We start from the raw sequence: 23,399 nt of genomic DNA, 5'->3' as shown, positions 1-23,399 counted from the left end.
GGGCGCGCGGCAGTCTGGCATTGTGCGAACCTGAGGTTGAACTAGTCTCCGAATTCTCCCCCATCGCTCCCCATGATCATTGCTGCTGCCTCGTTGTTCGAAACCGGCATTCCTCTCGCGCTCGGCTGTGCCGGGATCGGGTTCGTGTTTGCCCTCGTTCTCATCCGCTCGATCCTCGCGGCTCCAGCCGGGAACGAGAAAATGGCGATGATCGCCGGCGCCGTGCAGGAGGGGGCGAAGGCCTACCTGAACCGGCAGATCCTGACGATCGGCGCGATCGCGATCGTCATCGTGATCGCGCTCTTCCTGCTGCGCGGCGCGCCTACGGCCATCGGCTTCGTGATCGGCGCCGCGTGCTCGCTCGCCGCAGGCTATGTCGGAATGCGCATCGCGGTGCTTGCGAACGTGCGCACCGCCCAGGCGGCCACGCTCGGGCGATTCCCGGCGATGAAGGCGGCGTTCAACGGCGGGGCGGTCACGGGCGTGCTTGTCGTCACGCTCGCGCTGCTCGCGGTCGGTTCGTATTTCCTCGTTGCGCGCAATCTGCTCGGCGCGAGCGTTGCGATCACCAGCCTCGTCGGCCTCGCGCTTGGCTCCAGCCTCATCAGCGTCTTCGCTCGTCTCGGCGGCGGCATCTACACGAAGGCGGCGGACGTCGGCGCCGACCTCGTCGGCAAGATCGAGCAGAACCTCGACGAGGACGATCCGCGGAATCCGGCGACGATTGCGGACAACGTCGGTGACAACGTCGGCGACTGCGCCGGCATGGCGGCGGACGTTTTCGAGACCTACGCGGTCAGCCTCATCGGCGCGGTGCTCATCGCGTTCCTCACGCTTTCCGAGGCTCCGCAGGCGATCATCTATCCCTTCCTGCTCGGCGGCGTTTCGCTCGTGTCCTCGATCATCGGCATCATCTACGTGAATGTGAACAAGACGAGCCCGACGGCCTCGTTGATGGGAGCGGTGGGCATCAGCGCGCTCATCTCCGCGATCGCCTACTGGCCGATTACGCACTCGCTGTTTGCTGGCGTCGCGGGCGTGAACGTGACCGGCCTGTATTACTCCGCGCTCATCGGTCTCGTGCTCACCGGCGTCGTCGTGCTGATCACGAACTACTACACCTCCACGAAGCACCATCCCGTGCAGAAGATCGCGCGAGCTTCCGAGACGGGGCACGCCACGAACATCATCGCCGGCCTCGCCGTGGGAAATCACGCGACGACGCTCCCGGTCATCTTCATCGCCGCCGCCATCCTCGGCAGCTACCACTTCGCCGGTCTCTACGGCGTCGCCATTGCCGTGATGAGCATGTTGTCGCTCTCGGGAATCATCATCTCACTCGATGCCTTCGGCCCCATCACGGACAACGCCGGCGGCATTGCCGTGATGAGTGAAATGCCGAAACAGACCCGCGAGATCACCGACGAACTCGACGCCGTGGGCAATACGATGAAGGCCGTGACCAAAGGCTACGCCATCGCCTCCGCCGGCCTCGCCGCGCTCGTTCTCTTCGGCTCCTACGTCTACGAGCTCCGGGCGCATTTCGAAAACCTGCCCGCCGCGCTGGATGCCATGCGATTCTCGCTCGAGGACCCGCGCATCATCGTCGGCCTGCTCGTTGGCGGCCTGCTGCCGTATGCGTTTTCAGCCTTCAGCATGGATGCCGTCGGCAAGGCAGCCGGCGCGGTTGTGCGCGAGGTGCGCCGGCAGATTCAGGCCAAGCCGGGCATTCTCACCGGCAAGGACACGCCGGAATACGGCACGTGCGTGGATATCGTCACGAAGGCCGCGCTGCGGGAAATGATCGTGCCCGCGCTGCTGCCGGTGCTCACGGTGATCGCCGTCGCCGTGCTGCCGAAACTCTTCGCGGCCACTCCGGACGACGCCCGCGTGACCGGCGCGCTGATTCTCGGTGGCGTGCTCGTGGGAACGATCGTGACCGGGCTCTTCCAGGCCGTCGCCATGACGTCGAGCGGCGGCGCCTGGGACAACGCCAAGAAGTTCATCGAGGAAGGCAACTTCGGGGGCAAGGGCTCGCCCGCGCACGCGGCCTCGGTGACCGGCGACACGGTCGGCGACCCCTACAAGGATACGTCGGGCCCCGCCATCAATCCCATGATCAAGGTGACGAACATCGTCGCCATTCTGATCATTCCGCTGATTTTCTAGACCCGCAAGATTCCGCGGGGGGGATCAAAATGCGAACGAGCGGACTCGACGGAGACGAGGGCGACGGACGATGAATACACGTCTGCCAGGAGTGAGAAGAATCCAGGGGCCGGCCTCGGGCAGCTGGAGAACCTCGTCCTCTGCGCCCAAATCGCCATGCGGATGACTGGCGAAATCAAGGAGGGCGAAGGGCGCCCGGGCCCTATTTCGAGGGTCGACGGGCGGAGGAGGGTCGACGCGTGGATGGGCGTTTCGGGGCCTTCGGGCGTTCCGGCTTAGGGCTTCCCTTCGTGGCGCTGGCGCGGAGGGCGGCGACTTCCTCGCGATCGAGCGGGCGCCAGTAGCCCGTCTTCAGTCGCGGATCGCTCAATGGCCCGATGCGCACGCGCACGAGTTTTTCGACTCGATAACCGACGGCAAAAAGCATTTCGCGAATCTGGCGCTTGAGACCCTGGCGCAGGATGACCTTCAACACCCTGGGGGAAAGAACGTGGACCGATTCCATGCGCGCGCGGCCGATCTCGAGCGTGATGCCGCGCTGCAGCTTCGGGATACGCTCGGGGTCGAACGGCTTGTCGAGGACGACCTCGTATTCCTTGTCGATCTGGTGCGACGGGTGGGTGAGGCGATCGGCGAAGTCGCCGTCGTTGGTCAGCACGATCAGGCCCGCGCTTTCCTTGTCGAGACGTCCGACATGAAAGAGGCGGCCGTGTTTTGAGGCGGGGACGAGGTCGAAGATCGTCTTGCGACCGAGTTCGTCGTCGGCGGAGCATACGTAGCCCGCCGGCTTGTTCAGCAGAATGTAGACCGGGAGCTGGGGCCGGACGACCTTGCGACCGAGGCGCACGACGTCGTCGGGCTCGACTTTCGTCGCGAGATTGGTGACGACGGCGTTGTTGATCAGAACGCGGCCGCTGCGCACGAGTTCTTCGCAATCGCGGCGCGAACCGAGGCCGGCGGCGGCGAGATAGCGATTGATGCGCATGATGAGAAAGGCCGGCGAGTGGCCGGCCTGTTCACGGAGCAGAGGGCGGGGTCCTTCGGAATCGAAAGACGCCTCGCAGGGTCTGCTTAATCTTCGGGCTTGGTCTTCGGCAGGCCGATGACGTTCTGGCCGGGCTTGAACTGCCCGCGCTTCTTCATCAACTCGACACGTTCGAATCGCTTAAGCACGCTGCGCTTCGCCTTGATGGCGCCGCTGCCTTTTAAACTGGGATGCTGGCTCATGGTGGTAGCCGGATAGAATTGCGGCGATCCCATGGAAGCGCAAGTCCTAAATCCAGAATTTGCCTGCCGGAAGCCGCTGACGGGGGTGATTTCGCGCCCATCGGGGGCGACCCTGATCGAGGGGTCCGGCCCGTGATGGCAATTGACCCTTTGGTGGCTCATCTCTACATCGAGCCCAGCTTAACCGCTCAACCTAAAACACATGAAAAAATCCTGCCTGATTCTCTGCGCACTCGTGGCGTCCTCGATCAGCCCTCTGCTGGCTGGCGTCGATACCAAGGACTTCAAGGAAAAAGCCGTCATCGAGGCTCCCACCTGCAACTTCCGCGACATGGAGTTCCAGATCGACGCCTTTGGCGCCTTTCTTGCGAATCCCGAGTTCGCGACCCACGGCCACACGCTCAACACCGGTGTCGGTGGCGGCGGTGGTTTCAATTTCTTCTTCGCGAAATACTTCGGTCTCGGCATCGAAGGCCTCTGGTATGGCAACGGCGGTTCGGCCGAGCACATGATCGGCGGCAATGCGTTCTTCCGTTACCCGATCTGCAGCTGGAACCTCGCCCCCTACGCGATGGTCGGCGGTGGTGCCGGCTGGGACCACGTGACTGTCGGTTACGTCTCCGTCGGTGGCGGCCTCGAATGGCGCTTTCATCCGAACATCGGCCTCTTCGTGGACAGCCGCGCTTTCCTCGGCGCTCCCGACGTGCTCGGCGTGACCCGCACCGGCATCCGCATCGCGTTCTAACTCCGCGAGGACAACTGTTTCGAAGACGCCGTGCCGGCCGACCGGCGCGGCGTTTTTATTTGTCGACCGCGACGATCAGCGAGCGCCCGTCGAAGCTCACGCGGTCCCCGGCGACGAGTTTCCGGCGCTTGCGCGTGTCGACTTCGCCGTTCACGGCGACGAGGCCGTCGCCGATCACCATCTTGGCTTCGCCGCCGGTGCTGGTGAGGCCAGCGAACTTGAGCAACTGGCACAGCTCGATCGGTTCGTCGCGCACCGTGATCGTCTCGTCCCCGCTGGATTCGCCATTCGTCATGCCTTGGGAATAGAGCCGCTCCGGCATTGATCCGCAAGCGCGCTGCCCCCATTCTTCGCGTTCCATGACCGCCGAGTTTTCCGCCATCGCCACGCGCCTTTGCGCCGCGTGTGGCATGTGCTGCGACGGCACGCTGTTTCATTCCGTCGTGCTCCAGTCGGAGGATTCCGCCCGGGCGCTCGCCGCTCGCGGCCTCCGGATCAAGCGCCGCCGCAACGAGGCGTGGTTTCATCAACCCTGCGCCGCTCACCAGGAAATGAGCTGCGCGATCTACGGCGAACGCCCGACGCGCTGTCGTCGGTTCGTGTGCCGCCAGCTTAAGGGCGTGGCCGCCGGCGACATCCCGGAATCCGCGGCCCGCGAGAAGATTGCCGTCGCCCGCGCCCTTGCCGCTCGGGCCATTCGGATGGCGGACGCAATCACGGAAACGAATCCCCGCCGCGCGCTCGCCCAGCGCTGTGCGAATGCCCTTGCCGGCGCGCCCGAAGGCCCGGCGGCCGAGCTCCGCGCCGCCCTGCAGGAACTCGAAGACCTGCTCGCCCGCGACTTTCGCGTCGAAACCCCATGATCTCATCCCGCCTGAATTTCCGCATCGACGCCGAGGCGCCCGGCTCCCGCGCCCGCGCCGCGACCTTCCGCACGCTCCACAACGAAGTGCTCACGCCGCTCTTCATGCCTGTCGGCACGCAGGCGACCGTGAAGGCGCAGCTCACGCAGACGCTCGAGGACTCCGGCTCGCAGATCCTGCTCGCGAATACCTACCACCTGCTGCTGCGCCCCGGCGCGGAGGTTTTCCGACGGATGGGCGGCATTCACGGATTCATGAGCTGGAAGCGTTCCGTGCTCACGGACTCGGGCGGTTTCCAGGTCTTTTCGCTGCCGCACGCCCGCTCGATGACCGAGGAGGGCGCCGTCTTCCAGAGTTACATCGACGGGAAGACGATCCTCCTCAGTCCCGAGGTGAGCATCGAAACGCAACGCGCCATCGGCAGCGACATCATGATGGCGCTCGATCAATGCGTGCCGTCCACGGTCGATGAATCCACCGCCCGCGCCGCCGTCGAGATCACGCAGCGCTGGGCCGCCCGCAGCCTGGCGGCGCGGGGCGACTCGCTCCAGTCGATGTTTGGCATCGTGCAGGGCGCGCTGTTCCCGAACCTCCGACGCGAGAGCGCGGCCGGGTTGATCGAGCTGCCCTTCGATGGTTTTGCGATTGGGGGACTCGCCGTCGGCGAAGAGAAAGGCGAACGCGAGGACATGTGCGAGCATACCGCCGCGCTGCTGCCGCGTAATCTCCCGCGCTATCTCATGGGCGTCGGCACGCCGCTCGACATCCTCGAGGCCGTGCACCGCGGCGTCGACATGTTCGACTGCATCATTCCCACGCAGGTCGCCCAGCGCGGTGGCGTCTTTACGTCACGCGGTTACCTGCAAATGCGGCGCGGTGTTTACAAATTTTCGCCAGAGCCGCTCGACCCCGAGTGCGACTGCCCGACCTGCGCCCGTTACTCGCGCGCGTATCTGCACCATCTCACGAAGACGAAGGAGACGCTGGGATGGACGCTTCTCGGCAAACACAATATCCACTTCTACCACCGGCTCATGCGCGAGATCCGGCAGAGCATCCTCGATGGACGCTTCCTCGAGTTCTACCACGCGAAGCGGGACATCCTGCACGCCGACGACCTCGACAATCCCGTGAAGGTGCAGGTCACCAGGCCGAAGCGCCACCAGCGGCTCGGCGCCTACGAGGTGCACATCGCGCACGAGGGATTTGCCAGCATCCGCCATCACGAGAGCGGCGAGATCATGCACTCGCGCACCCCGCCGATGGAGGAGGCCGACCGTCTTTACATCGACCAGTCCCGGCTCGCCGAACGCGTGCGCGGCGAGGCAACCGACGAGCCGCTGGTGATCTGGGACGTCGGGCTCGGCGCGGCCGCGAATGCCATGGCGGCGATCCGTCGCTACGAGGCGCAGGCGGCCCGTGGTTCCGTGCGACCGATGCACATCATCAGCTTCGAGAACGACCTCGATTCGCTCCGCCTCGCCTTCGCCAACAACGAGAAGTTCACCTACCTGCGCCACGGCGGACCGGCGGGAATTCTCGCACACGGGCGCTGGCAATCCCGCAACCACGCCGGCCTCAGCTGGGAACTCATCGCCGGGGATTTCGTGGAAACGATGCTCACCGCTTCCTCGGCGCCGGCCCTGATCTTCTACGACATGTTCTCGAGCAAGACGACCGACGGACCGTGGACGCTCGAGGCTTTTCGCCGGCTGTTTTCCGCCTGTCGCGGCGGCGATGCCGAGCTCTTCACCTACACGGTCGGCACGGCGTCGAGGGTGGCGATGCTCGCGGCTGGATTTTTCATCGCTCGGGGCGTTCCGACCGGCCCGAAACACGAGACGACGATTGCGCTCACCCCGGCGGCCGTGCAGCGGCCCGGCGCTCCGCCGCGCGATCTGCTCGGCGCCGACTGGCTGGAAAAGTGGGACCGGTCCGCCGCAAAATTCCCCGTCGAGCTCGCGGACGATGATCGCCCTGCGTTCGAGGCGCTCATCCGCGGCCACGCGCAGTTCCAGCCTGCGAGTTAGCGTCTACCTTGGCTTCACGAGGCGCGCGAGCTCCTTGGGAAGCGGTGATTCGAATCGCATTTCCTTCCGATTGACGGGATGGGCGAAGCGCAGCGCGCAGGCGTGCAGGCCGAGACGTTTGGCCGGGTCGCTCACGGCGCCGTATTTCTTGTCGCCGACGATCGGGCAGCCAGCGTCGGAAAGGTGCACGCGGATCTGGTGGCGCCGGCCGGTCTCGAGCTTCAGCTGCACGAGGGAGCGCCATTCGCTCCGGGCCAGCACGCGATAATGCGTGACCGCGTGGCGCGTGGCGTCGCTGGCCTTCGTGCTCACGACCTTGAAGGGATTCGACTCGTCGAGATGGCTTTCGAACGTGCCCTTCGGCTCGTCGAGACGGCCCTCGATCACGGCCTCGTAGGTTTTCTCGAACTCCTCCCAGTTGGCCTGGAGAATCTCCTTCGCCTGCGGGGTTTTCGCGAAAACCATCAGCCCCGACGTCTCGCGATCGAGGCGATGCACGATCCACACCCGTTCCTTCGAGCGCGGGCGGTTCTGGCGCACGTAGTCCGTGAGTTGGAAATACGCCGTCTTTTCCTGCTCGGATTCCGTGGCGATGCTCAACAGGTCGGCTGGTTTTTCGATGACGATGAGATGCTCGTCCTCGAAGTAGATCTTCATGCCCGAGCCGAGCGTCGTCTTCGGCGCGGCGAAGCGATCCGTGCGAATGGCGACGACATCGCCGGCCTTGAGCGGGTGATTGAACTGGGAGGTCGCGCGCCCGTTCACCGTGATGGCCTGGTGTTTCAGCCACGAGCGCACCTGCGTCTTCTTCACCTCGGGCCAGACGGAAAAACAATACGCGAGCAGCTCGGCGGGCTGGTCGACAGTGGATGGCTTCGGCATTTCGCGACGATACCGCAAGTCGTGGGAATCGCGCGAGATTTGCGCTGGTTCGGCAGGGGAGCGGCTCTCACGATGCCGATCAATGAGCAAAGCCTTCGAGGAGCTGGATTTTCAACCGACACCGATGGGCGACCTCGTGCTGCAGCGGCGCCGGGTGCGCGCCCTGGACGACCTGGAGGTCTTCGAAGTCAAACTCGGCGACGCCTATCTCATGTCGAGCCTCTTTCACGATGTCGAGGTCGCCCTTGCCTGGCTCGGTCTCGCCGATCTCGAGGGGCCGCTCGATGTCGTCGTGGGCGGCCTCGGCCTCGGCTACACCGCGGCGGCGGCATTGGAAAATCCGGGCGTGCGCGAGTTGCTCGTCGTGGACGCGCTGGCGGCGGTCATCGGCTGGCACGAGCGCGGCATGGTGCCGCTCGGCTCCGCGCTGACGGATGATCCTCGGTGCCGGTTCGTGCATGGGGATTTCTTTGCGCTCGCGGCGACTCTGGAGCGGGGATTTGACCCTCAGCGTCTCGCGCGGAAGTTTGATGCCGTGCTCCTCGATGTCGACCACTCACCGCGCAATCTCCTCAGCCCGGCGCACGCGGCTTTCTACGAGGTCGAGGGCCTGCAACGCCTCGCGGCGCAACTGCGGCCCGGTGGCGGGTTTGCGCTGTGGTCCGACGACGCGCCGGACGCGGAGTTTCTTGCGCGACTGCAATCGGTCTTCGGGACTGCGAGAGCGGAGGTCGTGACGTTTGCGAATCCGCTGCTCGACGCCGAGTCCGCCAGCACGGTCTACGTCGCGCGTCTCGCGGAGTGACGCCATGGGGCCGGACGTCGTCCATCCCGCCACGCGCAAGATCATCCATGTCGACATGGATTGCTTCTATGCGGCGGTGGAGTTGCGGGAGCGGCCGGAGCTGGCGGGGCGGCCGGTCGCGGTGGGTGGCGGCAGCCGGCGTGGCGTGGTGACGACATGTAACTACGAGGCGCGCAAGTTCGGGGTCCATTCCGCCATGCCCGGGTTCATGGCGCGCGAACGCTGCCCGCAGCTCGTCTTCCTCCCGCTGCGCTTCGACCTCTACCGCGAGGAATCTCAGAAAATTCGCGCCATTCTCCGGCGCCATACCCCGCTGGTGGAGCCGCTTTCCCTCGACGAGGCCTACCTCGACGTCACCGCCAGCGACCGCTTTGCCTGGGACATCGCGCGCAACATCCGGGCTGAGATTCGCGCCGAAACCGGGCTCACCGCCTCGGCCGGCGTCGCGGCGAACAAGATGCTCGCCAAGATCGCGAGTGACTGGCGGAAGCCCGACGGACAGTTCGCCATCCTGCCCGAGCAGACCGAGGCCTTCATGCGAGATCTGCCGATTCGCAAGGTCTGGGGGATCGGCCCGAAGAGCGCCGAGCGCTTCGCCGCACAGGGCATCCACACTTGCGGGGATCTCCAGGGCCTTCCCCTGGTCGAGATGGTCGCTCGCCACGGGAAGTGGGGCGAGGAACTCTACCGTCTCTGCCGCGGTCTCGACGACCGCCGGGTCCAGCCGCATCGCGTGCGAAAATCCCTCAGCAACGAATCCACGTTCTCGGAAAACCTCCCCACGCTCGCCGCCTGTCGCGACCAACTCTCCAGCCTGGCCGAGGAACTCCTCGCGGAACTCCGGGAAAAGGCCGCCGATCGCGCCATCCGCAAGGCGTTCGTGAAGATCAAATACGCCGACTTCACCCGCACCACCCGCGAATGTCTCTGCACCGTGCCGACGCCCGAGGTCTTTCTGCACCTGCTCGCCCAGGCCCACGCCCGGAAAAGCCTCCCCGTGCGACTGCTCGGCACCGGCGTGCGCTTCGCGGAAGCAGCCCCGGACGCGGAAGGCGAGCAGCTGGAATTGTTCGCCTGAGTCAGCCGGCCGCGAGAGCCCCGCTGGGAACGGGTGGCGCTACCGGCGCGCGGAGCGCAGGCGTCCCCCCGGGAGGCGGCATCGATAGATGGCGGGAATCTCCGTTTCTGATAGGTTAGCCGGACATGTTTGAGATCAGGCCACGGGAAAAAATGGTGGAGCGCGCGCTGCTGGTCGGCGCGTATGGCGGTGCGGAGGATCGCGCCGACGCGGAGGATTTGCTCGATGAGCTCGAGGAACTCGTTCGCACGCTCGGCATCCCTGTCCTGGAAAAGACGGTCGTTCACAACCGCGAACCGCAGGCGCGCTACCTGATCGGATCCGGCAAGGCCGAGGAAATCTGCGAACGCATGCGCGATCTCCAGTGCGACGTGGTGATCTTCGACAACGTCCTGACGCCGGCGCAGCAGCGGAACTGGGAGTCCCTCTCCAAGGTTCTCGTGATTGACCGGCAGGAGGTGATTCTCGACATCTTCGGGGCGCGGGCGCAGACGCGGGAAGCCCGCATCCAGGTGGATCTCGCGCGCATGGATTATTCGCTGCCGCGGCTGACCCGGGCGTGGAGCCACCTCGGCAAGCAGGGCGGCGGCATTGGCGCGAAGGGCGAGGGCGAAAGCCAGCTCGAGCAGGATCGCCGCAAGATTCGTGGGCAGATCGACCGGCTCAAGAAGGAACTCGCGGGCGTGCGCCGATCGCGAGCGACCCAGCGGAAGGACCGCAAGCGCGCCCCCGTGCCGAATGCCGCCATCGTCGGCTACACGAACGTCGGGAAGTCGTCGCTCCTCCGCCGGCTGACCGGGGCGGACGTGCTGGTGGAAAACAAGCTGTTCGCCACGCTCGATACGACCACGCGCAAAATCGCGCTGCCGAACAAACAGCCGCTCCTCCTCACCGACACGGTCGGGTTCATTCGAAAACTCCCGCACGCGCTGGTGGAGGCCTTTCACGCGACCCTCGAGGAGGCGGCGCTGGCCGACTTCCTCATCCACGTGCTCGATGCCTCGCATCCGCGCGTGATGGAGTTTTACGACACGACGATCAAGGTGCTCGCCGAGCTGGGCGCGGAGGCCGGTCAAAGCCTCGTCGTCTTCAACAAGATGGACAAGGTGACCGACGAGACCGTTCGGATGAGCCTGCGTCGCCATTTTCCCGAGGCGGTCTTCGTCTCGGTGCAGACGGGGCAGGGATTCGACGAGCTTGTGGCGCGAATCTCCGAGTTCGTCAGTAATGGGGCTCGCGAAGTGGAGTTGCGCCTCCCGATGGAGCGCGCGGATTTGCTGGCGCGGCTTCATCGCGAGGGGAGCGTTCAAAGCGTCGACTATCTCGAGGATGGCAGCATGCACGTGCGGGCGACGATAGCCGGTCGGGCTGGGGAGGCGTTCACGGCATTTCTGGTCGAGCCGTCGACTGGAGAGGAAGCTCCGGTCGACGCCGAAATGGCGCGCTGACTATTTTTCGAGCTTGTCCACGGCAGGGTCGCCGTGCGTCTTGAGCGGCAGTTCGTCTTCCGCGAGCACGGGGCCGGTGGAGGATTCCGTCGCGGGCTGCGGCCGGAATTCCGCCGGATTTTCCATGGCGGCATCGGCAGCCTTGTCCGCCGGGCGCCAGCTGTCGCGTTCGTTGCTCTCGGGCGGCTGGGGAGGGATTGGAGGATTCATGTCGGACGCAGGGGAGCGGGAAATTTCGCCGTCGACGCATCGGGATCGAGAATCTGGACGATCTCCTCGAGCGGCGCGGCGCTGAAGACGGCTTCGCCATCGGTGATTTCGATGAGGCTGCCGGGGAACTCCCGCCCGTTCACGGCGAGCCGGGCTTCGCCGGGTTTCAACGCGGAATCCGCGTCGATGTCGCCGGCAATCACGCCCCGGATGAAGGATATGTTGCGGTAGGGAATTTCCCGGGACCCCTGCATCAGAACGCCGTCACTCATGATGAAGATTCGCGTGAAGCCAAGAGATCGCGCGTCGCGGAGGCTAGATTCCGACCGGCGGGATCGGGGCTGCCGAGGGGGCCTTTTCCACCGGCGGTCGAGTCGCACAGGTCCAGCCGAACAATTTTTTGACGAGGAAGAACAGCAGGAACGGGCCGAAAGCCACGCGCACGATTCGCAAGAGTAAGCCCAGCAGAGCGGCGATGAGGGAGGGACGGAGGAGAAAGCCCGCGGCCGCGGCGACGCCGATCGCCCCCCACGGATTTTGCGAGATGCAGGCTTCACAATTCTTCTGCCACGCACCGGCAGATTCGGGAAAGATTTCGGGAGAGTTGGTCATCCTGAAGAGATATCGGGCGTGAGGGAGAGGTCGGCCGGGTTAGCGCGTCTTTTGCTGGGAAGCGGTCCTGGCGGCGCGCCGAACGCGGGACTTGTCGGCGAGCATCTCGCGGAGAATTCGTTGCAGGCGGGCGCGGTTGCTTTCGGAAGGATTGGCGGGATGGATGGCCGGAGGCGAGATACGAGACGAAATTTTCATGGGTGATGCAGAGCGCCATTCCATAGAACGGGTGGCGTTGTCGGACAATCGGAGCAAACCCCGAGAGATTCGTCAGAAGTTCCCGCGCTTCGGAGATGCGCCTTCGTTCGATCGGCGATAAGGGGCCGCATGCGAACCGGTTCGCGAACTTTTGGTATGAAAACGACGCTTCTCGCCCTTGCCTTCCTGCCGCTGGCTTTCTCCGCTCTCGCGCAGACTCCTGCCCCGGATAATCCCGCGAAGACCGGCTCGCAGATCGGCGCCGGCGTGGAGGCGCCCATTCCTGCCCCGGAGGATGTGGGACCTCGCACCGGGCCGACGGATCCCGCCAACGGGGTCTTCACGACCCCTCCGCCGGAAATTTCACCGACACCGCCGCTGTCTCCCAATGCGGGAGTTCCGGCAAATCCTGCTGATCCCCAACATCCTGACGCGGGCTCCGGCACCGCGCCCGGAAGTCAGGAGTGAGCTGGCTCGGGAGCGAAGGAGCGCACGGGGGACCGCGTCGGCAGTCGGAGGCGAGGCGTGGCTCTTGCGTTCCTCGGCGCGAGGGCGAGCCCCAGCAGCAGGGCTGTCCAGATTTGGATGGCAGGCACCTCGAGCGGAAAATGAACGAGGGAATGAAGCGTCACCCCGAGCAGCGCGAGCAACAGTCCGGGTGAGGGGAGTCCGCGGCGACCTGGGCACGCCGTGAGGGCATAAAACGCGCCGCCCCAGAGCGTTAGCCAGGCTCCCAGCGGGAGCAGCCCCCACTCCGCCGCCGTCTGGAGGACGCTATGCGAGGCGTATTGCATGGAGAGGCTGAAAGTATTCACCTGCGGGTCGTTCGAGTAGACCGCGAGTTGCTTTGGCCAGGAGTCCGGGCCGGATCCGAAAAGCCGGTGATCGGCAATCATCCGCCCTGCGGCGATCCAGGCAGACTGGGCAACGGGAGCGGGGGACGCGACCAGATGATCGTTGCGTGTGCGGGCGACGGCGCGCCACCCTGCATCCCGCTCCAGCGATTCCTCCAAAGTGGCTTTCGCGCCGTTCCAGTGTTCCGGAAAATTTCGTTCGACGCTCCGCACGCTCCCGATTTGCCAGATTGCGATTGTCCCCAAGAGCGCGACTAATCCGGTGAGGATCATCCATCGCCGCACCCACCCGGCCTGCCCGAAAAGTCCCCATCCGCACCCGGCTAACAGCAACCCGACGGCGATAGCCATGGCGGACGTCGCCCTGTCGAACGGAATCGTGACGAAGGCCAGGAACGTGGCGAGCCCACCGAGCGCCAGCACACGCATGGCACTCTCGAAGTTTCGCACCTTCCAGATGGGAAACAGGAGGAGCGGCCAGCCGATGTTCAGCGCCGTGGCCATGATGCTGTAATGCAGAAAAGCGGCGTTGAAACGCTCGTCACCGCCGCTGATGACGGCCCAATCCGGCGGAAAAAGGTCGATCCAATCCTCCGCCTGCGAATACAGGGCGATGCCGATCGCGCTCCAGCCGATCGCGAGGGAAAGTCCTCGCCGAAAATCTTCGCGCCGTCCCAGGCGCGCCGCTGCGAGCAATCCCAGAAGCAGGCTCGCAAAAAGCGCGAGCTTCTGGGCGCGAGAAAGGTTCAGAAACGCGCCGGGCGACCACTTCTCGACGGCGGCCCATTGCTCGGCGGCAAACCGGGTGAGAAAAATCGGCTCCGGCATGAGAGCCCAGAATCCGAGGCTCGCCAGAAGGATCGCCACGGAGATCAGGACGGATTTCGGAAGCCGCAAGATCCCGTGAAACGAAACCGGATTGGCCGCGAGCATCACAAAGGCGCCGGTCAGCAACACGGGAAAAACCCACCAGACCACATTGAAAACCGGCCGCGCCCCCGCGAACCACGGTGCAAGCACCGCCGCGGCATACAGCAACCGAATCGCCCCCCGCTCCGCCCGCGCTGTCGCCGAAAGTGGTAGCGCATCCCAACGCCGTGTTCTTATATTTCCGGTTTCCGCTTCCCCGAACATTTGTTGCGATCCTCAAAGGAGGTGGATCAGCTAGAGAGCGGATTCAAATGTCGAGAAGGATCTGAGCCTCGAACAAATTAGGTGGGAAGCGCTTAAATTGCCCTTGTTCGATGGCAGGTTCGGCTTAGGCGTCGGCTCTGCGATTCGGCCACACTTCGAAGTTTTTAGTCCAGCTTGGAGTTCGGAAAAACCTTGGCGGTCGTCCGGCCAAAGAAATCTTTTACGATGAGGAAGCTCAGGCTGTCGTTGGTTTGAAGATCGATCTCGATGGTGCCCATATAAGTGCGCTTCGCTGATTTGATCGGCATGGAAATGGAAAAAATTTTTTCTGGGAGGTCCGCAAGGATCTGAGGTGTGCCAAAGGTGAGCGTTTTGCTGAAGACCGGATCCTTACAGCTGATGGTCGTGGAATCACCGCTGATAAAATCGTAAAAAACGATTCGCTTTTGAGGGGGGGGAGGGGCTTCCCCCGGAGCTGGTTGGGGGGGAGGGGGAAGGGTGTCGTCGATGAACGAAAGGGTGTATCTCCCGTTTTCTTTCTGAATAACAGCGGTCAGATAAGCGCCCGTTTTCAACTTTGCCTTGGATCGAGCGACTTCTGCCAAATCTCCATCGATCTGGCGGACGAGACGGATTTCCGTCGGATGTCCGGGCACCTCCATGTAGCCGGTCGTGTCGAACGGCACGGCAGCGCTCAAAAGAAAGGCGGGTTTGCCATCGGGGCCGTCATAGACGAGCGAAAGTTTGTCCCTGAGTGAAGGTTGATCCCCCGGAATGGCGGGCATCACTTCCGGGGGCACCATCACCCAGACTCTGAGGTGGGCGCTGCCTGTCGAACTGGTCTCCTCCGAGACTGCGGGATCTGATTCCGCCGTCGGTGCAGGCGTTTCCTCTTGGGCGAAGGTTGCGGAGACGACCAAAAGAAAAACGGCGAAAAGTAGGAACGAGCGGATCATTTCAATAGGTGTTGACGGAGAGAATTCGAATTTTGAAGCGATCTGGCTGACGAAAGCGCTTTGTGGGCGAGTTGCCATTCCCGTCCAGTTCGGCGACTCCGTCGAAGGAGGTGTCGCTGGGCAGTGGGTTGTCGAATTCCGGTTCGATCGCAAAGGTTAACTTGAGTTTTTGCTGGGCAAGAACGCGAAGAGTGCCGTCTCGATTTGGACGGATAGCCTGGCCCACACAATAGACGCGAAACACGTTGCCCTTCGTCGTAAACAGATCGAGGCAGCGTCGCACGAGTTCCTCGCGCGACCGATCCTGAGTGGTTTCCATTGGGACGCTGGCCAGCTTGTTGCCGGTATTGAAGAGCGGCGGAACGGGGGTGGGCGAACCGGTTTTGCTGTTGTAAGGGACTTCGGAGATTTCGCCGCGTTCCCAAAACGGGTCGTCGGCCGTGGGTGCGCCTTCGTTGTCTCCACCATCGATACCGGATGGAAACCGCTGTGCGATAGCTGTAATCAAGGCGTCCATGTTCAGGGATTTTCCCGTTAATGCGGGATCATCGGTCGAGAATACAAGCCGGTAGATAGCTGCCTTCAAGGATACGCCGCCATCCCGAGAAACTCCGTTGATGTTGATCACGCCTGGAGTTGTCAGTGCGTCGTCGATTGAAAAGAAATCCGTAAGACGCCACGCTACTCGATTCCGGGAAACGGAATTTTCGTTGCCATCCCAGATACCGAAAATTCCAGGATAGGGAACGCCGCTGACATTCCCTTGATTGACGTAACGATCCGATTGCCCAATTCGCAAAGTTTTTCCTCCGCCGCGCGCATACTCTGGTTCGCTTGGGGACCTGTTGGGGTCGTAAATGTCTCCCAAGCGCCCGATCCCATCGAGCTCGGAATTTGCAATTCGCGCGTATCCAACGTCGATTTCGTTGGCAGTCTGAGCTGCAAAATCTGGCCACAGTCGGGTGTTGATGAAGCTGTTGGCGAGAGCTCCGAACGTTGACGTCCCCCTGCCGCCGGCTTCCACGCCACTCGACAAGAAACGGGTGATATTGTTTGTAACTCCGGAGACGTATCTCCTGATCGACAGTTGTTCATTGAGACTCCGAGGATCGCCCGAGGCTACCTTGACATCCCCTCCGACGTTGCCCTTCAGCGATCCCCCTTGGAACCATTTTGTTCCTGGAACTGGAGGTGACGTGGCGTTGTCGTCGTATTTGATGGAAAGCTGGTTGGCGTAGGGAAGGGAAAGTGCCGTGAAACTTTCAATGACGCCGTCACTGTTTCCGATCAGGACATGCGTGTCATAGTCCGAGCCGCCGCTGCCCGCGCGGCCGGCGCCGGTGCCAAATTTCGCGAGCACTCGGAACATCGTGGGGCTACCGCTGGTTGCATCACGGGTGGTGCCCTTGAAATGCCGCTTGTCTTTGATGGCTTCCTGGGCGGAACTATTGGGACGGAAGAATGTGTTGGCCCCATTGCTGGAGTAGGGCAGGTTGGTTTCCTCGGGATTGGGATCGGTGGTCAATACAACCGCCTTTCCCGCAGGAAACTTGGTCAAAGGATTCCCGTTGCCGTCGACAAACTGATCGAGAGGAATTTCGATCGTGCGTCCGGCGGGGATGTCGTCCCCTCCCGCGCTTCCGTAGCCCAGCTGGTTGCTAATCAGGAGGAACGGCGAAGCATTGTCGAGGGAGCCTTTCAAGGACTCGATTGAGATGTCCTGGTTCGTAGGGTTGATGAACTCGAAGTAGTGGCTCTCCTCCACGTCATATTGAGCGCTCGTGATGCCTGCCGATTTCTTGGGAGGCGTCATGCTGTTGAGTTTCGCCCGATAGGCGTATTCGTCGAGGGCGGGAACGGATTCCTTGCCAACGGCGGCGGTATCGCTCGGGCCGGTCGAGTTTCCGCCCGGATCGAATCCAATCATGTCGCTGGCGGTTGCCTTGCTCTGAGGACGAATTGGAAAGCCCTCCTCATTCTGAACGATGGTTGGTTGCGAATCCTTGTCGATGTAGTCACGAATATTCGCGGCCAGCTTCTGCAGATAAATGTCGCTGTTTCCTGCGGGCACGGGATACCCGTTGTTTGCCGAGTTTATCGGGTAGTAAAAGCGCTGGCCGAAGTCAGAAAGAGACAAACGGTTCGGGTCGGCAGGCACCGCATAGGGGTTTCCGATTGCCGCGATGATGCGATCCATTTCGTCCCGAATGTCGGAAGGGGAGGGGGAGTTTGTAACGACTTTATTCAAGTCGAGGCGCTTCACTCCTCCTCTTGAGAAGTTCAGGGCACTGGAGTCAGCCGTGAGGTAAAACTTCAGCTTTTCGTAGGTGTCGCTCGAGGGGCCGGACGTTTTGCCGTAGCTTGCCTCACTCGCCGTTAGGAAGCGTTTGTCCGGCATGGCATCTCGCCTAGCGACCAGAGCCGTGGCGAAGTCATCGATCCCGGTCGCTTCCATTACGGCCTGCAGGTCAATGTCTGAGGGATTCGTTCCCTCCGTCGAAGTCCCCCGGGGCTTGTCCCCACTTTTATTGATATTCACCCGGAAACTCTCGTCCTCCATCCAATAGGCGTATCGTGCGACGATGCCATTTTTTGCGCGACCGGTTGCCGGATCGATCGAGTTATCCAGCGGCTTTGACGAGTCTTCCGGAAGGTTGACCCATTTTGCGAGAATGGATTGATTTTCGTGATCTCTTGGACCGCCGATCCACTTGTCACGATTCAGATCGATGGAGTTTTCTGATGTGAATCCCGGGGAATCAGCGGCGTCTAGAGCGGGAAAAACGTTCGCTTCGGTAAACTCGGTATCGGTCCTTCCGGCTTTTACCTCGGTCGCTCCCGAGATCAGCATGAGGGCCTTGATGTCTATCGCTGTGTCTTTAGGAAGAGCGCCTTGATCGCTCCCGCTCAGGGTTCGGTAGTAAAAGACCGTTCCTTGGGTGCTTGGAAGCTTTGCCCAGGCAGTGCAGGAATCCGGATAATTCGTAAACAGGATTCGCAGTTTGTTCTCCGCCGAGGCAGCGGCTGCCTCCGCGGCAAGCTCGGCGCGATAGCGGTTTAGATAACTCCGGGCGGTCTTTTGCTCGACGGTCATGCTCTGGAGGAATGCGACCACGATAATGGTGAGGACCGCGATGACGAGCATCGTGGAGACGAGCGCGGAGCCCGTAGTTCGGAAAGGGCGACGAATCATGGTTCGGGCGTGGGCGTGGGTGTTGGAGAGGCGTTCGCGGCGGCTTTCGCCTGGGCAGCACCAGGCAGGTAAATCCGAGTTTTGAAAACGCGTTCATCCTGTTTACGGGTGATGGAATTCTTGTCCTCCCATGCGGATTTGCTGTCGCTGAAACGTTTGGCGGCTTCGTTGCTGATCGCTTGCACCGTGATCTCAACCATGTCGGGCATTGGCAGGTTGGCCGTTTTCACGAATGGCTTCGGGGTTGGATTGGGATTTGCAGTGGTGGCGGGAGGGATCTCGTAAGAGACCACTTCGAAACCGGTGATGTTTTTGGCGAGGACTTCGGAGGTGGAACTGGTGGGAGAGGTCTCGATGGTGATGTCGGACAGCAAATCGCCTTTCTCGATGGCAGGGAAGGTGGCGTCGCTGCTCCGAAAATACCGATAGAGGTTGTAAGATGAAACCCCACGCCCGGTGAGCGATGTTTTGTCGAAGGCGAGAAAGTAGCCCACGGTGCAAAGGTCGCTTTTGTTCTTTCCGGATTCCTGAGCGTCGGCGGAAAGGGCGGTCACGAAGAAAAGGCGTCCATCCAACCCCTCGATCGACACGGGCGTCTTAGGGGTTGAATCGGCTTGGGTCGCAAAATAACTGAGATTCGCGGAGGGGTAGAGGCTGGAGAGATCCGAGGCGATGACGTTGATCGCGGCTCTCGCTTCTCGATAGCTGTCGACCCGGTTTTCGTTGGCTTTCCAGAGCTTGGTCGCTCCGTTTACCATCGAGAGCAGGAGGACCATCAGCAAGCTGAGGATGGTCATGGAAACGAGCAGCTCGAGCAGAGTGAACGCACCGTCGCTCCAGCGGATTTTTCGAGTTCGGCCCAGACAAGTCATGAAAATGCAGAGGGGTCAGTCCTGCCGCAGCAAGGTGGAGAAGGGAAACGAAGTTCTCTTGGTTTTGACCGTCACGTCGACACGGGTGAGGCCATTAGCCGGAGTGACCGGTTCCGTCTTTAGATCGACGGTGTAAACGGCCATGGTGTCGCTTGCATCTGAGAGTGAAGTTCCTCCGCTATCGAATCCCGCCATGTCGGTAAGGGTGACGGCTTTCGAGAGATCAACTTTGACGGGGCGACCATCAATGAGGTCTCCTCCCACCGTAATTGTGCGATTTGGGGTTCCGGGATGGGATTCCAGCTCATGGAACATGGAGCGAGCAATCAGGGCCGCCTGGGTTTCATGCTGGCTGTCCGCGGCGGCATTCACCGCGACGGGGAAAAGTCCCAGGATGCCGACCAGCGTGAAGGAGATGATGCCCAGTGCGAGGATGATTTCGATGAGGGAAAAGCCGGCTCGGGTGCTTAAAACGGAACGCTTCACGGATATTACAGAGTGGTTACCTCGAGGGAGGCTCTTCCGGTGTAGCGACGGAGAGTGATGATCTCGAAGCCGCCGGCGTTCTTGTTCGGGCTGATCAGAGCTTCGGCTCCGTTGCTGTCCCGGACGCCTTCACAGACGATGAGCATGAGCTTCGTGGAGTTGGGATAGACGACGCCGCCGTAGGCATTGAAGGCGAGAATGTTCAGGTCTCCCTTCGCGGCCGAGAAAGCTTTTGACTTTGCGGGGTCGAAAACGAGGTTCGTTCCGCTGGTGCCGGTGGGGAGACTTTCCGAAAGGATGTCGGTCTTGCCGGCGGAGTGGAGGAGGATGCCTTTTGGCAGTTTGATCCAGCTGGTGAGCTGTTCGTAATCCGTCTTGCCGGATTCCGGATCGGGTTCGCGGAGGACCATGATGCGGTCCGGATCGGGGAAGGTCTGGCGATTGAAGACGAGGTAGACCGTGCGGCCGCTTTCGAGGGCGGCGACGCGGGCCTGCTCCATCGTGTTCATGAGAATGTTCACCGCGCCGTTGCGGCTTGTGCTGCCGGTAATCGTGCTGATCGCCGGGGCGAGCAGGGCCAGCATGATGACGAGAATGGCCATCACCGCAAGGAGCTCCACCAGAGAGAATCCTTGCCGGTGGGGACGAGGGGTGGGCAGCCGGTGCATCCCTTCACCCCTCGCCGCAGGGAGGGCGCGCCCGCAAAATGGGAAATGTGACAAAGTCGTCATTTCCAAGGGGTTGATGGGATGAAAGGGGCGGGAAGCCCTTCGATCTCGCCAGCATGGGCGAACGGCCGGCCGAGGGGACGGACCGTGGCGGAGAAGGACGAGTCGGACATGGTAAGGCAAACGTAGAAACATCTTTGCAGCGCGGCTGGTTCGAGTTTCCGAACCGACTGCGCTGCTGATGAGACCTCGTCGCAGCTTCCGTGCCACTCATTCGCAATTGGGATAGGAAGCCGCGGGTTGGCGATTGGAATTTTTGGAGAGGTCATGGTAGACCGGGAGCCATGAACGAGCCGTTGCCTTTCGACCCCGCCACCCATCGCCTTGAATCCGACAGCATGGGCGAGATTCCCGTGCCGCGGGACCGCTATTACGGTGCCCAGACCGCTCGTTCGCTCATCCATTTCGACATTGGAAACGATGTGAAGCCGCCGGAGCTCATTCGGGCGCTCGGGGTGCTGAAGAAGGCGTGCGCGCTGGCGAATCGCGATCTCGGCAAGCTGCCGGCCGACAAGTGCGACCTGATTGCGCAGGCGGCGGACGAGGTGATCGCCGGCAAGCTGGACGATCATTTCCCGCTGCGCATCTGGCAGACGGGCAGCGGCACGCAGAGCAACATGAACGCGAACGAGGTGATCTCGAATCGCGCGATCGAGATCGCCGGCGGCGAGATGGGCTCGAAGAAGCCGGTGCATCCGAACGACCACGTGAACATGTCGCAGTCGTCGAACGACACCTTCCCGACGGCCATGGGCATCGCGGCGGCCACGGAAGTCGTGCGCACGCTCCTGCCGGCGGTGCGGCAGCTGCGCGACACGCTGGATGCGAAGGCAAAGGAGTTCGCCGACATCGTGAAGATCGGGCGCACGCATCTGCAGGACGCGACGCCACTGACGCTCGGCCAGGAATTCTCCGGCTACGTGCAATTGCTGAATGACGATTTGCTCCGCATCGAACAGTCGCTGCCCGGGCTGTATGCACTGGCGATCGGCGGCACGGCGGTGGGCACCGGCCTGAATTCGCATCCGGAGTTTGGGGATCGCGCCGCGGCTTACATGGCGGAAATCACCGGCCTGCCTTTCGTCGCGGCGCCGAACAAATTTGCCGCCCTCTCGGCGCATAACGAGTTCGTGTTCGCCAGCGGCGCGCTGAAGTCCCTCGCGTGCACGCTGATGAAGATGGCGAACGACGTGCGCTGGCTGGCGTCGGGCCCGCGTTGCGGTCTGGGCGAGCTCATCATTCCCGAGAACGAGCCTGGCTCGTCGATCATGCCGGGTAAGGTGAACCCCACGCAGTGCGAAGCGATCACGATGATCGCCGTGCAGGTGATGGGAAACGACAACACGATCGGCATTGCCGGTTCGCAGGGCAATTTCGAGCTCAACGTCTTCAAGCCGGTGATCGTCTTCAATTTTCTGAACTCGGTGCGGCTGATGGCCGACGGCTGCCGGTCCTTCGACGAGCATTGCGCCCGCGGAATCGAGCCGAATCGCGAGCAGATCGCGCATTACCTCAGCGACTCGCTGATGCTGGTGACGGCGCTGAACCCGCACATCGGCTACGACAAGGCCGCGCAGATCGCGAAGAAGGCGCACAAGGAGCGCTCGAGCCTGAAGGAATCGGCCGTGGCGCTGGGTTACCTCACGCCGGAGCAATTCGACGCGTGGGTCGACCCGGTTGCGATGACGCATCCGTAGCCGAGAAAGCGCGCCCGGCAGGATTTGAACCTGCGACCAATGGATTAGAAATCCACTGCTCTATCCCCTGAGCTACGGGCGCAAACTGGGTGGTCGAGAAGGGGCCGGGCGGGGACGATTTCTGCTCCTGCCCGGCTGATCGAGGGCACTATGCCAGAGTTCGCGGGGTTGGGAAAGGGCATTGGCGGCCGGATCGGAGTGAGGCGCCCAATGTTTCCGTTGGGCTATTCACCTCGGGGGCGGGGACGAACTGGCGCAATGGTGCGAGCCCCCCGCGCTTCTGCAGAGGGCAGGCGAGCTGAATGTCGGGCGCAACCGCGGCCTGCCGTGCGCTTCGGCGGCGGGTTGTTCCGAGGTTGGGTGTGGAGATCGTCCTCGAATCCCATCGGGCGGGGAAGGCGTGGCGCGACCCGGGTTTCACGGTCGCGTCGGAGCCAGTCCGCGATCAGCGGAACGCGGCGGGCTGGCCCGTGGTCTCGAGGACCGAGAGCCAGAGATCGCCGGTGGGGTCCACCTCGCGCCGCGCGGACGTGGCCACGGAGATCGGCACGTGGACGTAGCTGCTATGCCAGCGGGCCACGATGAGGCCGGTCTTGCCCGCCATGCCGGCGTGGACCGCGGCCTGACCCAGGCGCATGCAATAGATGCGATCCTGTGGCGACGCGGAGACGCTGCGGATCATGTAGCTCGGGTCGATGTATTTGAGCGTGAGCTCGGTCTTGCACTGGCGGAAATAGTCCGTAATGCGGTCGCGGAGGAATGGCCCGATGTCGCCGAGCTTCTTGTTGCCGGAGGCGTCGGTGCTGGAGCTGGCTTCGAGGTGTTCCTGGCCCGCGCCTTCGGCCACGACGACGACGGCATGGCCGCGATTCACCACACGCTGGCGCAGGGATTCGAGGAAGCCCTTGTCGCCCTCGAGTTTGAACGGCACCTCGGGAATGAGGACGTAATTCGCTTCGCCGCTGGCGATGGCGGCCGAACTGGCAATGAAGCCCGAATGGCGCCCCATCAGCTTCACGAGGCCGATGCCGTTCCGGGCGCTGCGCGCCTCGGTGTGAGCGGCGCGGATCGGCTCGACCGCGGCCGCGCAGGCCGTGTCGTAGCCGAAGCTCTTGTCCATGTAGATCATGTCGTTGTCGATCGTCTTGGGCACGCCGACCACTACGAGCTTCATGCCACGCCTGCGGGCTTCGTCGTCGATGAGCTTCCCGC

Annotated in this window: 24 protein-coding genes and 1 tRNA gene; 9 read left to right on the top strand and 16 right to left on the bottom strand. The window is 62.7% G+C overall.

The genetic code is table 11. The features are described 5' to 3' along the window. Positions 1-72 precede the first annotated feature (72 nt). On the top strand, positions 73-2,169 hold the full coding sequence (locus VIM61_00185) for a sodium-translocating pyrophosphatase (protein ID HEY8898819.1): 2,097 nt from the start codon (positions 73-75) through the stop codon (positions 2,167-2,169). 202 nt (positions 2,170-2,371) lie between these two features. On the opposite strand, the gene VIM61_00180 is transcribed toward VIM61_00185, so the two are convergent. Both VIM61_00180 and VIM61_00175 read right to left on the bottom strand, forming a co-directional pair. Beyond that, complete coding sequence (locus tag VIM61_00180; GenBank protein HEY8898818.1) at positions 2,372-3,154, bottom strand: pseudouridine synthase; 783 nt, start codon at positions 3,152-3,154, stop codon at positions 2,372-2,374. An 86-nt stretch (positions 3,155-3,240) separates the two neighbouring features. Beyond that, complete coding sequence (locus tag VIM61_00175; GenBank protein HEY8898817.1) at positions 3,241-3,396, bottom strand: small basic protein; 156 nt, start codon at positions 3,394-3,396, stop codon at positions 3,241-3,243. Positions 3,397-3,598: 202 nt separating this feature from the next. Between VIM61_00175 and VIM61_00170 the strand changes: the two genes are divergently transcribed. Further along, positions 3,599-4,141, top strand: coding sequence for a hypothetical protein (locus VIM61_00170; GenBank protein ID HEY8898816.1), 543 nt, complete (start codon positions 3,599-3,601; stop codon positions 4,139-4,141). A 55-nt stretch (positions 4,142-4,196) separates the two neighbouring features. Here VIM61_00170 and VIM61_00165 read toward each other — a convergent pair whose 3' ends face one another. After that, positions 4,197-4,502 (bottom strand): RNA-binding S4 domain-containing protein, encoded by a 306-nt coding sequence (locus VIM61_00165; GenBank protein ID HEY8898815.1) that lies wholly within the window; start codon positions 4,500-4,502, stop codon positions 4,197-4,199. On the opposite strand from VIM61_00165, the gene VIM61_00160 reads away from it, so the two are divergent. Both VIM61_00160 and tgt read left to right on the top strand, forming a co-directional pair. Beyond that, the gene (locus VIM61_00160; protein HEY8898814.1) at positions 4,501-5,004 is read left to right on the top strand and encodes a YkgJ family cysteine cluster protein; all 504 of its coding nucleotides are present in this window, start codon (positions 4,501-4,503) and stop codon (positions 5,002-5,004) included. The genes VIM61_00165 and VIM61_00160 overlap by 2 nt on opposite strands. Further along, positions 5,001-7,034, top strand: a complete 2,034-nt coding sequence (gene tgt / locus VIM61_00155) for a tRNA guanosine(34) transglycosylase Tgt (protein HEY8898813.1) — start codon at positions 5,001-5,003, stop codon at positions 7,032-7,034. Before VIM61_00160 ends, tgt begins: the two co-directional genes overlap by 4 nt. Positions 7,035-7,037: 3 nt before the next feature. On the opposite strand, the gene VIM61_00150 is transcribed toward tgt, so the two are convergent. Then, entirely contained in the window at positions 7,038-7,916 is an 879-nt protein-coding gene (locus VIM61_00150) for an RluA family pseudouridine synthase (protein HEY8898812.1), read from the bottom strand. Between the two features lie 82 nt (positions 7,917-7,998). On the opposite strand from VIM61_00150, the gene VIM61_00145 reads away from it, so the two are divergent. The 3 genes from VIM61_00145 (at position 7,999) to hflX (ending at position 11,247) form a co-directional block, all read left to right on the top strand. Next, entirely contained in the window at positions 7,999-8,721 is a 723-nt protein-coding gene (locus tag VIM61_00145) for a hypothetical protein (protein HEY8898811.1), read from the top strand. A 4-nt stretch (positions 8,722-8,725) separates the two neighbouring features. Further along, complete coding sequence (gene dinB, locus VIM61_00140; GenBank protein HEY8898810.1) at positions 8,726-9,799, top strand: DNA polymerase IV; 1,074 nt, start codon at positions 8,726-8,728, stop codon at positions 9,797-9,799. Between the two features lie 125 nt (positions 9,800-9,924). Next, a complete protein-coding gene (hflX, locus tag VIM61_00135; protein HEY8898809.1) occupies positions 9,925-11,247 on the top strand; it encodes a GTPase HflX in 1,323 nt (440 codons plus the stop codon). Here the strand turns inward: hflX and VIM61_00130 are convergent, their stop codons facing one another. Genes VIM61_00130 through VIM61_00115 form a run of 4 tightly spaced genes read right to left on the bottom strand, consistent with a single transcriptional unit; the run spans position 11,248 to position 12,267 of the window. Further along, a complete protein-coding gene (locus tag VIM61_00130) occupies positions 11,248-11,457 on the bottom strand; it encodes a hypothetical protein (protein ID HEY8898808.1) in 210 nt (69 codons plus the stop codon). Then, positions 11,454-11,729, bottom strand: a complete 276-nt coding sequence (locus VIM61_00125; GenBank protein HEY8898807.1) for a hypothetical protein — start codon at positions 11,727-11,729, stop codon at positions 11,454-11,456. The genes VIM61_00130 and VIM61_00125 overlap by 4 nt, the downstream gene beginning before the upstream one ends. 43 nt (positions 11,730-11,772) lie before the next feature. Beyond that, positions 11,773-12,069 (bottom strand): hypothetical protein, encoded by a 297-nt coding sequence (locus VIM61_00120; protein HEY8898806.1) that lies wholly within the window; start codon positions 12,067-12,069, stop codon positions 11,773-11,775. A gap of 39 nt (positions 12,070-12,108) precedes the next feature. Further along, positions 12,109-12,267, bottom strand: a complete 159-nt coding sequence (locus tag VIM61_00115; protein HEY8898805.1) for a hypothetical protein — start codon at positions 12,265-12,267, stop codon at positions 12,109-12,111. Between the two features lie 156 nt (positions 12,268-12,423). On the opposite strand from VIM61_00115, the gene VIM61_00110 reads away from it, so the two are divergent. Further along, complete coding sequence (locus VIM61_00110; protein HEY8898804.1) at positions 12,424-12,735, top strand: hypothetical protein; 312 nt, start codon at positions 12,424-12,426, stop codon at positions 12,733-12,735. On the opposite strand, the gene VIM61_00105 is transcribed toward VIM61_00110, so the two are convergent. The 6 genes from VIM61_00105 to VIM61_00080 form a co-directional block, all read right to left on the bottom strand. Then, positions 12,726-14,099 carry a hypothetical protein gene (locus VIM61_00105; protein HEY8898803.1) on the bottom strand — a complete coding sequence of 458 codons (1,374 nt, stop codon included), beginning with the start codon at positions 14,097-14,099 and terminating at the stop codon, positions 12,726-12,728. The genes VIM61_00110 and VIM61_00105 overlap by 10 nt on opposite strands. 320 nt (positions 14,100-14,419) lie before the next feature. Beyond that, positions 14,420-15,211, bottom strand: a complete 792-nt coding sequence (locus VIM61_00100; protein ID HEY8898802.1) for a hypothetical protein — start codon at positions 15,209-15,211, stop codon at positions 14,420-14,422. Position 15,212: 1 nt separating this feature from the next. Next, on the bottom strand, positions 15,213-18,404 hold the full coding sequence (locus VIM61_00095) for a pilus assembly PilX N-terminal domain-containing protein (protein ID HEY8898801.1): 3,192 nt from the start codon (positions 18,402-18,404) through the stop codon (positions 15,213-15,215). Then, entirely contained in the window at positions 18,401-19,276 is an 876-nt protein-coding gene (locus tag VIM61_00090) for a prepilin-type N-terminal cleavage/methylation domain-containing protein (protein HEY8898800.1), read from the bottom strand. The genes VIM61_00095 and VIM61_00090 overlap by 4 nt, the downstream gene beginning before the upstream one ends. A gap of 15 nt (positions 19,277-19,291) precedes the next feature. Beyond that, on the bottom strand, positions 19,292-19,762 hold the full coding sequence (locus VIM61_00085; protein ID HEY8898799.1) for a hypothetical protein: 471 nt from the start codon (positions 19,760-19,762) through the stop codon (positions 19,292-19,294). Positions 19,763-19,767: 5 nt separating this feature from the next. Continuing rightward, on the bottom strand, positions 19,768-20,430 hold the full coding sequence (locus VIM61_00080) for a prepilin-type N-terminal cleavage/methylation domain-containing protein (GenBank protein ID HEY8898798.1): 663 nt from the start codon (positions 20,428-20,430) through the stop codon (positions 19,768-19,770). A gap of 344 nt (positions 20,431-20,774) precedes the next feature. Here VIM61_00080 and fumC point away from each other — a divergent pair, with 344 nt between their 5' ends. Beyond that, positions 20,775-22,187, top strand: coding sequence for a class II fumarate hydratase (gene fumC, locus VIM61_00075; GenBank protein ID HEY8898797.1), 1,413 nt, complete (start codon positions 20,775-20,777; stop codon positions 22,185-22,187). A 9-nt stretch (positions 22,188-22,196) separates the two neighbouring features. On the opposite strand, the gene VIM61_00070 is transcribed toward fumC, so the two are convergent. After that, a tRNA-Arg gene (locus tag VIM61_00070) sits at positions 22,197-22,269 on the bottom strand. A 363-nt stretch (positions 22,270-22,632) separates the two neighbouring features. Beyond that, a partial coding sequence (locus VIM61_00065) for a 6-phosphofructokinase (GenBank protein HEY8898796.1) occupies positions 22,633-23,399 on the bottom strand: 767 nt, incomplete at its 5' end.

The organism is Chthoniobacterales bacterium (genome assembly GCA_036569045.1).
Lineage (GTDB): Bacteria > Verrucomicrobiota > Verrucomicrobiia > Chthoniobacterales > JAATET01 > JAATET01.
The sequence above is the reverse complement of the archived record's forward strand: the minus strand, read 5'-3'. Positions and strand labels throughout refer to the sequence as shown.

What these genes read in the sequence shown, in the direction of transcription:
- VIM61_00185 (HEY8898819.1), top strand. Translation starts at nt 73, where the DNA reads ATGATCATTGCTGCTGCCTCGTTGTTCGAAACCGGCATTCCTCTCGCG.
- VIM61_00180 (HEY8898818.1), bottom strand. Translation starts at nt 3,154, where the DNA reads ATGCGCATCAATCGCTATCTCGCCGCCGCCGGCCTCGGTTCGCGCCGC.
- VIM61_00175 (HEY8898817.1), bottom strand. Translation starts at nt 3,396, where the DNA reads ATGAGCCAGCATCCCAGTTTAAAAGGCAGCGGCGCCATCAAGGCGAAG.
- VIM61_00170 (HEY8898816.1), top strand. Translation starts at nt 3,599, where the DNA reads ATGAAAAAATCCTGCCTGATTCTCTGCGCACTCGTGGCGTCCTCGATC.
- VIM61_00160 (HEY8898814.1), top strand. Translation starts at nt 4,501, where the DNA reads ATGACCGCCGAGTTTTCCGCCATCGCCACGCGCCTTTGCGCCGCGTGT.
- VIM61_00165 (HEY8898815.1), bottom strand. Translation starts at nt 4,502, where the DNA reads ATGGAACGCGAAGAATGGGGGCAGCGCGCTTGCGGATCAATGCCGGAG.
- tgt (HEY8898813.1), top strand. Translation starts at nt 5,001, where the DNA reads ATGATCTCATCCCGCCTGAATTTCCGCATCGACGCCGAGGCGCCCGGC.
- VIM61_00150 (HEY8898812.1), bottom strand. Translation starts at nt 7,916, where the DNA reads ATGCCGAAGCCATCCACTGTCGACCAGCCCGCCGAGCTGCTCGCGTAT.
- VIM61_00145 (HEY8898811.1), top strand. Translation starts at nt 7,999, where the DNA reads ATGAGCAAAGCCTTCGAGGAGCTGGATTTTCAACCGACACCGATGGGC.
- dinB (HEY8898810.1), top strand. Translation starts at nt 8,726, where the DNA reads ATGGGGCCGGACGTCGTCCATCCCGCCACGCGCAAGATCATCCATGTC.
- hflX (HEY8898809.1), top strand. Translation starts at nt 9,925, where the DNA reads ATGTTTGAGATCAGGCCACGGGAAAAAATGGTGGAGCGCGCGCTGCTG.
- VIM61_00130 (HEY8898808.1), bottom strand. Translation starts at nt 11,457, where the DNA reads ATGAATCCTCCAATCCCTCCCCAGCCGCCCGAGAGCAACGAACGCGAC.
- VIM61_00125 (HEY8898807.1), bottom strand. Translation starts at nt 11,729, where the DNA reads ATGAGTGACGGCGTTCTGATGCAGGGGTCCCGGGAAATTCCCTACCGC.
- VIM61_00120 (HEY8898806.1), bottom strand. Translation starts at nt 12,069, where the DNA reads ATGACCAACTCTCCCGAAATCTTTCCCGAATCTGCCGGTGCGTGGCAG.
- VIM61_00115 (HEY8898805.1), bottom strand. Translation starts at nt 12,267, where the DNA reads ATGAAAATTTCGTCTCGTATCTCGCCTCCGGCCATCCATCCCGCCAAT.
- VIM61_00110 (HEY8898804.1), top strand. Translation starts at nt 12,424, where the DNA reads ATGAAAACGACGCTTCTCGCCCTTGCCTTCCTGCCGCTGGCTTTCTCC.
- VIM61_00100 (HEY8898802.1), bottom strand. Translation starts at nt 15,211, where the DNA reads ATGATCCGCTCGTTCCTACTTTTCGCCGTTTTTCTTTTGGTCGTCTCC.
- VIM61_00095 (HEY8898801.1), bottom strand. Translation starts at nt 18,404, where the DNA reads ATGATTCGTCGCCCTTTCCGAACTACGGGCTCCGCGCTCGTCTCCACG.
- VIM61_00090 (HEY8898800.1), bottom strand. Translation starts at nt 19,276, where the DNA reads ATGACTTGTCTGGGCCGAACTCGAAAAATCCGCTGGAGCGACGGTGCG.
- VIM61_00080 (HEY8898798.1), bottom strand. Translation starts at nt 20,430, where the DNA reads ATGCACCGGCTGCCCACCCCTCGTCCCCACCGGCAAGGATTCTCTCTG.
- fumC (HEY8898797.1), top strand. Translation starts at nt 20,775, where the DNA reads ATGAACGAGCCGTTGCCTTTCGACCCCGCCACCCATCGCCTTGAATCC.